The organism is Oscillibacter sp. ER4, from assembly GCF_000765235.1.
Lineage (GTDB): Bacteria > Bacillota > Clostridia > Oscillospirales > Oscillospiraceae > Hominicoprocola > Hominicoprocola fusiformis.
On sequence record NZ_JPJG01000029.1, the window covers coordinates 21,532 to 33,414 of the forward strand.

Consider the following 11,883-nt stretch of genomic DNA (forward strand, 5'->3'; position numbering starts at 1 on the left):
AGCCTCCTCTCTTAAAACATCCCACCCAGGGAGTGGATGATCTCATAGATGATGATGGCCAGATAGGTCCCCAGGAAGCACATGAGCAGCGTGAGGGAAAAGGCCCGGATCTTGGGCGGGATCTTCATGGCCTTCGCCTTGAGCCGCTGGAGCTCCAGCTGTTTCATATCATGGGACAGCATCTGAAAGTAGTTGATCCCGTTATCACCCCGCAGCACACCGATGAGTCCCCGGACAATGTCCGAGAGGAGGGGGGAATTAAACCGGGCCTCGAAGCGGGTCAGCGCCGCCTCGTAGGAGCCGGACCGCATATCCGCGGTGAGGACATCCAGCTCAGCGGAAAAGGTTTCGCCGGCGTGCTGCTTGTAGTGCTCGATCATGCTCAGCACATCCCGGCTGACAGCCAGCTCCTGTGTGATGGTGGCCACAAACCGGGGCAACTCCGCCTCGATCTCGTCCCGCTTGACAGAGAGCTTTTCCTCCGCCCGACGAATCTCCTTGAAATAGACCGCCACCGCCAGAAGAACGACTACCAGTGCCAGCAGCGGGAAGACCAACAGGCATGGGATCACCGCCAAGAGCACCGCGCTGGTCTGGACCATGGCAAAGGCGGTGTATTCCTCCGGGGTCATGTTCAGCCCAGCGGCGGCCAGTGTGTTTCTCAGGCGCCCGCGCTTGTACTCATCCATGTGGATGTGCGGAGCCAGTCTGACCGCCCAGCCCATGAGCAGGGCTTCCACACTCTTGGCCTGTTTTTTCTCCTGGCGGCCTACTGAAAGCATGGCCCTCTGTGTGGCCAGACGGGGGAGCTTAAGCAGATCGGCCATAATAAAGAACAGGCCCGCCGCGAGGAGAATACCAAAGAGGAAAATTAAAAATACCACCGACATCACCTCCGATACTCAATGGGCTGGGTCAGCTTGATAACCGCCGCGGTGCTGATGAACATCACGGCGGCGATGACCGCCAACAGCGCCTGCCCCAACGGGGTGTGCATCAGGACATCGTACCAGTCCTGGTTGAGCCAATACAGCAGGGGGATATTGCCGATGACCAGCACCTGCATGGTGATGAACTCCTTGCGGGGCTCAAACACCAGATTCTCCAGCTCACCGTTGACGATGCGCATGTCGGAGAGCTTGGCCACGATGGGGGTCAGGATGGTCTTGAGGCCCCTGTCATGGCGGCAGGTCAGCAGAGCGGCCACCCACTCCCGAAACACGGCGTTGTCGATCTTCGTCCCCATGTCCTGGAGGGCGGCGTCCACATCGGGGTCCACCAGCTTGACGCGGGTGAGGAACTCCGCGAACACGCTCCGGACGGGCGGGTTGAGATAGTCGAGGTTTTCTTCCACCGCCGTCTGGATGTCCTCACTGCGCAGGTAGGCCGTGGTGATGATGGAGAGGGCGGTTTCCAGCTCGGCGGCAATGTTCTTTTTGTAGTGATTCGCAGTCAGGCGGATAAACCAGAACGGCACGAGCATCATGCCCACCGCCAGCACCGGCACCAGGAAGAGGTTGCCCAGCGTCAGGGCGAAGGCGGCTCCCACCAGAAAGAGAAGCAGGGACAGGGCGCACACCATGGGGAACTTGGCGGACCGGCCGGTCATCCGCAGGATATTCTGGGTATCCTCGATCTCCCGGCGCAGGAAGGATTTCTTTTTGCGCCGGGTGCTCTCATTGACCTCCGCCCGGATGCTTTTGGGCTTGCTGGTGATCCTGCGGAACACCCCTTCGGTGAAATCCATGGGCGAGACGCGCAGGAGAATGAAAAAGCCCGTGATCAGTCCGGCACAGGCAATCAACTGGATCATATTCACGCGGATTCGCCTCCTTCCTGACTGGTCTTAGGCTTTGCGGGTGGCTTGGACGCTGTGGTCCTGGTCTTTGGAGCGGACTTTGCCTGTCCTGCCTTTGCCGGACTGGAGCCTGACTTGCTTTTAGAGGGAGCGGGCTTTTTGCCCACAAGCTGGGTCAGCACCTCCCGCGGCATACCGTTGTCGATGAACCGCTTCCGCAGGCTCTCCGAGATGGGGTTGACCGCCTCATGGCGGCCCTTGACGCGGTATTTGCCGTCCACCAATTGGTTCTGCTCAATCTTGAAATGATAGAGGGTGTTGTACCGGCGTTCCCCATTGGGCAGGATCTCGCACTCCATGATCTCCATGATTTTGCGGGATTTGTCCTCCAGCTGCTTGGCGAACACCACGATGGGGAATGCCTCGGTGACCAGATCCATGAGGGTGTCGTCGGCCATCTCATGCTTGCGCTTGCAGAGGGTGACCATGCGCCGCCAGGTGGCCTGAGAGGAGTTGGAGTGGATGGTGGTCAGCACGCCGTGGCCGGTGCGGGCCGCCTCCTGCGCCGCGTATGCCTCGGCGGAGCGCATCTCGCCCACGCAGATGATATCGGGGTGATACCGCAGGGCCATGTCCAGCAGCATATCTTGGTCGATGTTCTGCTTGGCGTTCTCGCTCTCACGGGTGAGGGTGTGGATGACGCTGTTACACACCCTTCCGTCCTTCTCCCGCACCAGATCCAGCTCACGGGAGCCGTTCTCAATGGTGAAGATGCGTTTATTGTCCGGGATGGTGGTCAGGAGCCACCCCGCCACCGTGGTCTTGCCGGAACCAGTGGCCCCGGCCACGCAGACGGAAACACCGTACCGCAGGCAGGCGGCCAGAAAATCCAGCATGGGGCCAGTGGCCGTGCCGCCCTTCACAAAGTCCTCCTTCTGCATATTCTGCGGGTTGACGATACGGATGGAGGCGGTAACGCCCACATCCTCGTCCACCAGCGGGGTTTTGAGGACAGCGATGCGGATGTTTTTGGAGAGGTGGCCCAGGACGGCGGGGCTGGCGTTGTCCAGCACCATGCCGCTGACATGGAGCATGCGGCGGATCACATTGACGGCGTGTTCAGGGCTGTCGAAGTGCTCCTCCAGCTTGACCGTTTCCCCGTTGGCGTACAGTACCTCAATGTCCCGCCAGGAGTTCACATTGATCTCCTCGATGCCGGTCCCGAAGATGTACTTGGTGAGCAGACCAAACTCAGCCATCTCCGTGTAGAGGGCGTCCACCAGCTGGGTGCTGGAATAGCCCTTGACCGCGATGCGCCGGTCCTGCACATATTTGGTGATGTACCGCTTGATCTGGGCCTTGGCGTCCTCATCGCCGCCCTCGGTGATAAGAGCGGAATACTTGCCGGAGATATACTCCTGCACATCCTGCAGGACGGTGTTGAAGTCCTGTCCCTCATTCTCCGGGGTGAAGAAGAGGGAGTGCGCCCGGTGACCACCTGCCGGTTCCGTGTTCAGGGAACGCCTGGGGAGTTCTTCCGCTATATCCACATGGTCTGCGGGATCAGATCCACCCCCTGTCTCATCATCAGCTGTGACATGCTGCAGAGGCTCATCCGCGGGCTGGAATTCCCCTGTGCCGGCCCCATGCTGACTCTGCTCCGCATCACCGCTTACCGGGCAGTCCGGGCCAAAATAGAGGGGGAGTTCCTTTTTCTGTCCGTCCGGGCCTGTGGCGATATGCGTCGCGGCAGATTCCCCCGCAGATGCTTGGGGAGCGAACAAGGACTGATTTCGTTTCTCACCTAACACCCAAACACCTCCCTGGCGATCTTCTCGATCTCCTTGCGGAATACCCGGCTGTCCTTCATGGAAAGGTCCGCCAGCAGATTGCCGGCCAGATAGCACCCCTCCAGCTCCGCCGAATGGGGCAGCGTGAAGGCCACAGTCCCCAGTGCCTGACTCATGTGTTCTCCAGCCTGCTGGGGTTTTACATTGCTGGCGGTCTTGTACTGCTTGCCCGCGTCCCACTTGGCGTCCCGCAGAAGGGGAAGCTGACTGGACAGGTAGCTGATGCTCTTGAGATCGGCGTTGGCCAGCCGCAGAACGGAATCCGCCTCCATGAGCGCCACAGCGGAAAGGATGTCGTTGGCGATGTAGCTGCCGCAGTCAATGACCACATAGGGGGCGATCTCACGCAGGCAGTCGATGAGTTCCCGCGCCTGCACCTCGTTGTAGGGCGGGTAGGTGTACTCATTCTCGCCCTTGAGCATCCCCAGCATGGTGAGGTAGCCGAGACGCTTATGGGTGACCAGATTGTTCTTGACCAGATTCTCCGACACATGGGCGGCGGCCAATACGCTCCCGAGGGAGCGCTCGCACTCCAGCTCCGACGCCGGGCAGATGCAGGGCAGCATGGGGGCGGTCATATCACAGAGCAGGAGGATCACATTCCGACGCTTATCTGCCAGATACTTGGCCAGCCGCACGGCTACGGTGGTCTTGCCGCTGCCGGGACTGCCCCACACCGCCAGCACCCCGCCGCCCTGTTCCTCCTGCTCATAGGCGTCCTCCTGGCCTGTCCCGCGGGAAAAAATGCCGGCTTTCTTAAAATTCAGCATCAGGCCACCTCCTCGGATTCCGTGGGCGCCTCCGTTTCTGCGGTTTCGCTGGGATCGGCGGGAGGCTCGGATTCCACAGGATTCTCCTCCGGCTCCTCCTCGGGATCGGGTTCCGGGGGATACAGCTCCAGAATAATCTCATCCTGAGCGGTCAGGAACTTTTCAGCGTTCTTGCGGTCGCCCCGGTAGACCAGCGCCAGATGGATGGTACCCTCCGCCTCCAGTTCAGCCAGTACCTTGGCCTGTTCAGGGGATACCAGCAGGGTGACGGTATCCGGAAGCTCCTTATCGTCCTCCTCATCCGCAGGCGCGCCGGTGTTGGCGTCGTAACCGGAGGAGGCGGTGACGCTGATGATCTCCACATACTGCAGCTCAGCAGGGACAACGGTCTGGCCCTGCTGCTTGTAGTCCGGGGCGATCACCGACACAATGTCGCCGCTCTGCAGTTTGCCGGAGAGCCCCTCCGCAAAACTTTTGATGGACACAGAGATGGCCTGCTGGCTTCCATCCAGGCTGTACAGGTAGGCATTCTCAGCGGCCGGGGCGTCCGAGAGTTTGGACGAAATGATATAGTCACCTACGGCCAGATCTGCAGTGGCATATTTGCCCACGGCGCTCTCTTTCTGTCGCAGGACATCCTCCGGCAGATTGTAGCCGCCCACCTCTACAGCCTGGACCATACTCTCCGTGATCTCATCTCCGGCCCGGATGGGCTGGACCACCCGCACGATCTCAGCCTTCTGGCTTACACTCTGATTGAAGAGCGGGGTCAGGCCGAAACAGATCAGCAGGGAGAGCAGAATGCAGATCACGCCCACCACGGTGCGGTTTTTCAAAAAACTCATACTCGCATTTCCTCCTTCATTTCATGTTGGGTCGGAAAGTCCGGGCGTTACGCCCGGACCGATCTGGTTCTTCTGCCCCGCTTCAGCCGGGGCAGAAGAATGGCGGCCGCCGTCAGGGGCAGGGTCACGCCGGCGATGGTGAGCACAGTCTTTTTCGTTACATGGAACTTCTTCATAATAGTCAACCTCCAAAACAGTATAGTGCGGCAAAGCCGATGGACAAAAAGGGTCCAAACGGAAGAGGCGTCCGGCCTGTGAGGGCGTGGGGACGGCGGAATATCTTGTGATAGAGCCTGGTGATACAGAAATACAGCACCGCCAGCAGCAGGCCCAAGGCCAGCCCCCAGAATCCCTGCCAAAAGCCCAACACAAAGCCAGCTGCGGCAGTGAGCTTGATGTCACCGCCGCCCATGCATTCCGGCTGGATCAGAGCGGCAATCAGCAGAGGCAGGGATGCCAGGGGACCCAAAAGCTGGACGGGGCTGAAAGAGATCAGCCCCGCCGCAGCAGTCAGGAGACAAAGGGAATTTGGGATAACGCGCTTGCGGCAGTCCACCGCCGAGGCGGCGGCCAGCGCCGCGAGGAACAGGAGCGCCTGCACCTGGAATCAGCCGTTGTAGTCGAACATTTCCTCCACGCGCTCGGTCACGGTGGGCAGGACGGTGTCCCCGAACAGGGTGTACAGGCCGGCCAGGAGCAGAGCACCCAGCACCACGGCGATCAGGATCTTGATGGCGGTATCGATGTAGCCCTCGCCGCGGGTGCTGCAGAGGGGGGCGGACAGGCGGGCACGGGCGCGGGTCATGGCGCAGTGGGCCTTGCAGGTCATGGTCTTCACGGTGTTGGACATCTTGTTGAACATCTTCTTCATAAAGCGATTCCTCCTAAAATTTTTAGATTGTTGATTGTTGTGTGGTCAGCGGGTCACATGCCCATCTTCTGGGCCTGCTGTGCCGTGGGGTCCGGCGCCGACTGCCGTGGCTGGCTCATAGCCTGGGTCAACGCCTGCTGATAGGCGCTGAGTACCGCGTCGTCAAACTCCATCCGGGCGTCCTTCGTGCAGGGGAAGCAGATATCCTTGTACTCGCCGTTCCCGGCCTTGTAGCTGGGCATGGATACAAAGAGCCCCTTGCTGCTCTCCATGACCTTGACGCCCCGGACGGCAAAACAACCGTTGATGTTCACGGATGCCGTGGCCTTGCAGGTGCCCTCCGGCCGGAGAGTGTGGATCTTGACGTCATAGTGGGTAGGGTAGACGGCATGGGGATCGCCGGTGCTGTGGGCAGCCGGTTCAACTGCCTTCTGTTCTTTTGCCATGGTGTACTCCTCCTCTCTCTGAATATCAAAAATGAGCGGCCTCGCCGCTCTGGGGTCACAGGGTCATGGTCATACCCGATTCCTGCTCCGGGGCTTCCAACTGCACCGGAACGATGGATGTGCGGTCCACATAGTAGAACTCGCTGCCGGAATCGTCGTAGAGCTCGATGAGATCTGAGATGGCCAGCGGCTGGCCGTCGCTGCCCAGGGGCTTGCGGCAGAACGCCTCCCAGATCCCGTCCAGGCTGTTGGTGCTGACGGTACCGTCATACACCACCTGGTAGCGGGCCAGGTCCGGTCCGCTGTATTCCGCTTGCATACGGTCCAGCCCAATGAAGCGCATGGCGATGGGGGCTAAGGGGCCGAGCTGCCAGACGCGGCAGGCTTTCAGGGCTGGTCCGCCGTCTGCCGCCTGGTATCCGCCAGTGGACAGGCGGTCATAGACGCCGTCCGTCCACTGGACGGCCAGCCCCTTCTTTGCCAGCCAGTCCTCCAGCTCCTCGCGGCGGAACATGGAGTCCGCCACCACTCCCTGTTCTGTCCTGTAGCCCACTGGGTTTCCGTAGTAGAGCAGGCATCGGTTTTTCATCTCTATACTTCGCATGGCGGCATATCTCCTTTCCGCGTTTAGGTCATGCGCATCCCTCCCATACCCGCGTTCTGCCCTTGAAGCTCCTCCAGCTTTTCTCTGGCCCAGCCGGGGAGGAAGTCTTCTTTCAGAACGCCGGTGAAGTCTGTACGGTTCCAACGGGTCATTTCTTCGTCCCCGAGACAGGTGCAGCGGATGGAGCGGCCAATGGCATGCGGCCTGCATCCAAAGCCGTCATGTGCCAGCCAGAGCTGGTTCTGGGGCGTCCAGCAGGACTCCTTGAGGGTGTCTGGACTGAGCACCAGCACCCGGCCCTCATAGTCCAGAGCTTCATAAGAGTTGGGTTCGCAGTGCTCCGGCCCGAACAGCTCCAGCTTGTCGTATGCCTCCCGCACCTGACTGATGAACGTGTCCAGATACAATAGGGCGGTATCTACTTCAAAATAGCGGTTGTGGCCGCGGTCAGGGGGAACGTAGATTTTTGACTGCCAGTCCCGGCTTTCCGCGCTGAGCTGTTCCCTGTAAAAGCCCAGCCCTTCCATGGTGTTGGCCAGAACGAAATTGGTCCGCTTGAAGCCCCACCGCTCCAGCACCTTTTGGGATGCCTCCGGCTTCAACGCGCCGCAGCTGTCGCGGTAGACGCGGATGGCGGCTTCGATGTCCCGGGCGCAGGACACATTGGCGTGGAAGCTTGCGTCCCAAAGCGCCGCTTCTCCAAGCCTGTGGGCCTCTGCCCATGAGTGGGGATAGAGATACACATTATTCTCCATAGAGGATCTTCTCCGTCATCAGATGCTCCTCCAGCTCCCCCAGGCAGATCCCGGCTTCAGCCAGCATATCCAACAGATAGGGAGGTACATCCCGCAGGTCGTGGTCATACTCGGCCACGCCGATGGTGACGGTCTGTTCCTCGTCATCCGCATAGGCGCAGAGCTTGGCTCCGGCAGGGATGCACGCCTCCCGCCGCAGGTAGTCCGGCAGCTCCAGCATTCCATCCTCCAGATCGTCGAAGGGACAGCCATCCTCGCAGTCGTCGCAAGTGCCGCAGACCATGGCCAGATGGACGGTGAGTTCTGTTGCCAGCTGGTGCAGGGCGTCCATTGCCTGGATCAGCTCCGTGGCGGTCATCCGCTTTTTCAGAATGACCACCGCGCTGTCCAGAGCGTGGATCTCGGCCTTTTCATCGGCCTCAAAGCCGCTGATCTTGAATACCCCGCTGGGGATTGAAAGGGTGTTGTTGCTCATCTGTTTGTTGAACTTCATTTTTCTCATCACTCCATCAAAATTGTAGGCATGGCGGGGTTAACCTCCCCCGGCCCTTCGTAGGAATATCTTTGGTTGTGCCACTGCCGCAGCTCATCTCCATGCACCCAAAATTGGGCAAGGGCACTGACGGCACAGCCATACTGGAAGCCTGTAATGAGGTCTGTATCGGCTTGGTGGCTGGTGCGCTCCGCGATATCCGGCAGGGCGGCGCCAGACGCCATCTCCGTCTCCATTAAATCAGCCCAGCGGCCCATGAACTGCACAGCGGCAAAACTGTATCCATCTCTGCTGTTGACTTCCAGGAATTGCCGATATTCTGCTTCCAACCCCTGTTTAATGATCATTTTCTCGCACCTCTTTCAAATCGTCTGACTGAATGCCGGAATATCCAGCCTTTCCTGCTGGGCAGTCAGCCCGTCCCGGAAGGCCGTCAGGTCTTCCATCGTTGGGGTATAGCTCCTTGCTTCAAGGGCAGCCAGCAGCGCGTAGAGCTGGCCCACCTCGGACAGCAGGACCCGGAGTCCGTCCGCGTCCATATCGGTTCCCATCCGGCGAAGCTGTGCGGCGAAGGTGATGCGATAGCGGGGCTGGCCAGGGATGCTGTCGATCCGCATATCCATCCCAAGATTGGAGACGTCTTGCGGGCGGATATAGACCAGCCCCGCCACGCTGGGTCGGATCTGCAGGCGTCCCTGGCTCATCTCCTCAATCAGCTGAGCCGCCTGTTGGAGCTTCTCCAGCTCGGTGATCTGTTCATCCAATTGTTTCACCCCCATTCCAGTCAAACAGCGTCATTTGAGAGGGGACCATTCGGCTCCGCTCCCGCAGGTCATAGTTGGCGATGAGTAATTCCGGGAACTGCGCCCCGTTGTCGTACCGCTGCTTGATGTTGTTGATGCGGGTGGTTTCCATGAGATAAATGCCTGGCTGGTCATACAGCCCACGGACAAAGGTATCGTCGTTATAGGAAAGCAGGAACTTGCCCTCGATCCGCATCAGGGCGTCCCGCAGGCGGATGTGGTCTGCCTCGGTGAAGCCGTCTTCCCCGATGTTGGAGTAGTAGCCCTCGGTGGCATGGTAGGGCGGGTCGAGATAGAAGAAACTCACCGGCCGGTCATATTGACGGAGCAGTTTTTCAAAGTCCTTATTCTCAATAACCACCTTGGCCAGCCTGCGGTGGGCCTGCTCGATGAGCGGAAAGTTGCTCCACATATCATGGGGCTGGCTGCCGAAGCTGGTCAGGCCGGAGGCGTAGCTGTACCGGATGAGCTGATAGAACCAGGCGGCTTTCCGCACATCGCCGGCGGGACTGTCTCTGGCCAATGCGGAACGAATCCGGTCAAAGTCCTCGCGGGCGTTGAGGACATAGCGGAGTTCTGCCATCAGTTCCTCCGGTTTTTCCCGGACACAGCGGTACAGGTTGACCAGAAGACTGTTGAAATCGTTGTAGACCTCGAAATCATTGCCGGGCGGCTTATAGAAGAGGACCCAGCCGCCTCCGCCGAAGACCTCGATATACCGCTCATAGTAGACTGGGAACAGGGTGACGATGAGTTCACGCAGTGCTTTTTTGCCGCCGATCCAGCTCATGAAGCTATTCAACCGCATCACCGCCTTCCAGCGGCAGCCGGGTCTGTGCGGTATTGAACTGTTCCAGGGATCGGTTCAGTCCGCTGATGGCGGCGGCGATCCCGCTGATCCGCCGTGTCAGATGGGCGATGGTTGCCCGCACCTCCTGTTCCGTAGTGGCGTAGAAGTACCCGCTGCCGCTGCTGGCGATGGGGACTCCCTTGCGGCGCAGGCGGTTGACCATCTGCCGCACTTCGATCCCCTTGATGGAGAAAAAGCACTCCAACTCCCGGCTGGTGGCGGCATTTGAAGCGCCCAGGTGGTATCGCTCCAGATATTCCGCCAGCCGTTCTTTCTGCATAAATGCCTCCTTTCCGGACCTGGTTTTCCGAAAAAGGGCATAAAAAAAGAAGGGGGCCGTTTTCCCCTTTCGGAAAACGGCCCCTGTATCTTGATTGGATATGCTCGTTTAGCTTATAGAATCACCCCCAGTTCTCTCAGCATTCGGACACAGTCTTTGGCGCCCTGGCAATAAAGGTGGATATTGTGCCTTTGCTCCATGCGGGAGAGGAAGCGGATGTACTCCTGCATTTGCACTTTTCCAGCAGGCCCCAAAAGGGGATCTTGTTCGATCTCATCCCGGATGCGGGAGAGTTCTGCCTCCTCTTGGCTGAATTCAGGATGGTTTCGCTCCATCTCCTCAAAGATCAGCTCGATGCGCCGGTCAAGCATCTCCTTCCGCAGAGCTTCCTGCTCATTCACTGGTTTCGCCCCCTTTTGGCAAACACTATCACACTCTGCGGAGAATAGCTATACCAATACCCAACAAAATCGAGGCAGCTACATTGACAGAAGAGGGCCGCGGTGCTCAGGCTGGCTGTACTCGTACTGGAGCTCGCCGCCATTCCACGCTGCATAGCCGTGATCCGCGGCGGAGAGACCATACTGCCGCATGCTGGCCTCCACATAAGAGGCCCCGTCAAAGGCGTCTGTGAGCAGACCGCTGGGTGGAATCAGACCGTTTCGGATCGCCAGTTCCCGTCCGTATGCGGCCATATCCATGCCCCGTGGAAAGAACGCGTAGTGTTGGAGATTCTGCGAGAGATCCAGGGCCAGATCCAGCCGGTGGCAGTCCTCCAGTTCCAGCACCGTCAGCCACTTGTCCAGCCAGTGGGGTTGCCCCTGGCCCTGCTCCGCCCAGACATAGCCGAAGTCGATGGCGTGACGGACCAGTTCTCCGGCTGAGTCGTACTGGGAGAGGATATCCGTCAGCTGGGGCAGGCAGCAGTCCACCTCCAGCGCAATACACTCACTGAGACTCTCCGCCTGCAGCGCGTCCAGCCCCAGCAAGAGTTCATCTGGATGGTTTGAGTCGATGTACTCGCCAGAATCCGGGAAGCCCACCCAGACCCCCTCCATATTGCTCCGACTGGCCAGCCTGATTCGGATGGCATAATCGCCGGTGACTGGCTGGAGGGTGGGGTCTTCCTCTACGAAAGGATCTGCCAGCTTGATGCTTCGCACATAGTGGCCGTTGCAAAAGGCCCCGTTCTGCGACTGGTGGTAGGCGGCCCCCAAATGCTCCACATTCAGGAATGGCCGGGCGGCCTCCGAGGGAGGCTCCACATTCTCCATGACAAATTTCCCAAGCGCGGCCTCATCTCTCGAGCCATAGAAGAGGTCATAGCAGTCCAGCTGGGACGCGATCCGCGTCACATGGCCAATCTCCTGGGGCTTCTCCAGCTCCATGGCCCCTTGAAACAGAATTTTTTCTTTCTCTGTCATATTGGCAAAGCGCCGTTCCAGCCAGTCATGCTCCGATTTGGTGAGATAGAAGCCGTCCAGCTTGTCAAAGAGGGCAGCGGTTTGATCTGCCATC

General features: G+C 59.4%; 18 protein-coding genes. All 18 read right to left on the minus strand.

Features of this window, described 5'->3' with window-relative positions:
• Window positions 1–11 precede the first annotated feature (11 nt).
• Window positions 12–884 carry a hypothetical protein gene (locus NI20_RS0104910; RefSeq protein ID WP_033120389.1) on the minus strand — a complete coding sequence of 291 codons (873 nt, stop codon included), beginning with the start codon at window positions 882–884 and terminating at the stop codon, window positions 12–14.
• A 5-nt stretch (window positions 885–889) separates the two neighbouring features.
• Complete coding sequence (locus NI20_RS0104915) at window positions 890–1,819, minus strand: type II secretion system F family protein (RefSeq protein WP_081958377.1); 930 nt, start codon at window positions 1,817–1,819, stop codon at window positions 890–892.
• A complete protein-coding gene (locus NI20_RS0104920; protein ID WP_033120334.1) occupies window positions 1,816–3,609 on the minus strand; it encodes a CpaF/VirB11 family protein in 1,794 nt (597 codons plus the stop codon). The genes NI20_RS0104915 and NI20_RS0104920 overlap by 4 nt, the downstream gene beginning before the upstream one ends.
• Window positions 3,603–4,418 (minus strand): ATPase AAA, encoded by an 816-nt coding sequence (locus NI20_RS0104925; protein WP_033120335.1) that lies wholly within the window; start codon window positions 4,416–4,418, stop codon window positions 3,603–3,605. The genes NI20_RS0104920 and NI20_RS0104925 overlap by 7 nt, the downstream gene beginning before the upstream one ends.
• Window positions 4,418–5,263, minus strand: coding sequence for a Flp pilus assembly protein CpaB (gene cpaB / locus NI20_RS0104930; RefSeq protein ID WP_033120336.1), 846 nt, complete (start codon window positions 5,261–5,263; stop codon window positions 4,418–4,420). Before cpaB ends, NI20_RS0104925 begins: the two co-directional genes overlap by 1 nt.
• A gap of 47 nt (window positions 5,264–5,310) precedes the next feature.
• Window positions 5,311–5,439 carry a hypothetical protein gene (locus tag NI20_RS15845; RefSeq protein ID WP_255358003.1) on the minus strand — a complete coding sequence of 43 codons (129 nt, stop codon included), beginning with the start codon at window positions 5,437–5,439 and terminating at the stop codon, window positions 5,311–5,313.
• Window positions 5,440–5,444: 5 nt separating this feature from the next.
• Window positions 5,445–5,864, minus strand: coding sequence for an A24 family peptidase (locus NI20_RS0104935; RefSeq protein ID WP_033120337.1), 420 nt, complete (start codon window positions 5,862–5,864; stop codon window positions 5,445–5,447).
• A gap of 6 nt (window positions 5,865–5,870) precedes the next feature.
• Window positions 5,871–6,134 (minus strand): DUF6133 family protein, encoded by a 264-nt coding sequence (locus NI20_RS0104940; RefSeq protein WP_033120338.1) that lies wholly within the window; start codon window positions 6,132–6,134, stop codon window positions 5,871–5,873.
• A 53-nt stretch (window positions 6,135–6,187) separates the two neighbouring features.
• Window positions 6,188–6,580: a SpoVG family protein gene (locus tag NI20_RS0104945; RefSeq protein ID WP_033120339.1), complete on the minus strand. Its 393-nt coding sequence runs from the start codon at window positions 6,578–6,580 to the stop codon at window positions 6,188–6,190.
• A 55-nt stretch (window positions 6,581–6,635) separates the two neighbouring features.
• Entirely contained in the window at window positions 6,636–7,184 is a 549-nt protein-coding gene (locus tag NI20_RS0104950; RefSeq protein ID WP_033120340.1) for a YodL domain-containing protein, read from the minus strand.
• A gap of 23 nt (window positions 7,185–7,207) precedes the next feature.
• Entirely contained in the window at window positions 7,208–7,939 is a 732-nt protein-coding gene (locus tag NI20_RS0104955; RefSeq protein ID WP_033120341.1) for a DUF3849 domain-containing protein, read from the minus strand.
• Window positions 7,929–8,432 carry a hypothetical protein gene (locus NI20_RS0104960; RefSeq protein ID WP_033120391.1) on the minus strand — a complete coding sequence of 168 codons (504 nt, stop codon included), beginning with the start codon at window positions 8,430–8,432 and terminating at the stop codon, window positions 7,929–7,931. The genes NI20_RS0104955 and NI20_RS0104960 overlap by 11 nt, the downstream gene beginning before the upstream one ends.
• Before the next feature lie 8 nt (window positions 8,433–8,440).
• Complete coding sequence (locus NI20_RS0104965) at window positions 8,441–8,779, minus strand: hypothetical protein (RefSeq protein ID WP_052084440.1); 339 nt, start codon at window positions 8,777–8,779, stop codon at window positions 8,441–8,443.
• 15 nt (window positions 8,780–8,794) lie between these two features.
• On the minus strand, window positions 8,795–9,205 hold the full coding sequence (locus NI20_RS0104970) for a hypothetical protein (protein WP_242842923.1): 411 nt from the start codon (window positions 9,203–9,205) through the stop codon (window positions 8,795–8,797).
• A complete protein-coding gene (locus NI20_RS0104975) occupies window positions 9,189–10,025 on the minus strand; it encodes a DNA adenine methylase (protein WP_033120393.1) in 837 nt (278 codons plus the stop codon). Before NI20_RS0104975 ends, NI20_RS0104970 begins: the two co-directional genes overlap by 17 nt.
• A 4-nt stretch (window positions 10,026–10,029) precedes the next feature.
• Window positions 10,030–10,365 (minus strand): hypothetical protein, encoded by a 336-nt coding sequence (locus NI20_RS0104980; protein WP_033120343.1) that lies wholly within the window; start codon window positions 10,363–10,365, stop codon window positions 10,030–10,032.
• Window positions 10,366–10,478: 113 nt separating this feature from the next.
• A complete protein-coding gene (locus tag NI20_RS0104985; protein ID WP_033120344.1) occupies window positions 10,479–10,766 on the minus strand; it encodes a hypothetical protein in 288 nt (95 codons plus the stop codon).
• 78 nt (window positions 10,767–10,844) lie between these two features.
• Complete coding sequence (locus NI20_RS0104990) at window positions 10,845–11,882, minus strand: hypothetical protein (protein ID WP_033120345.1); 1,038 nt, start codon at window positions 11,880–11,882, stop codon at window positions 10,845–10,847.
• Window position 11,883 lies beyond the last annotated feature (1 nt).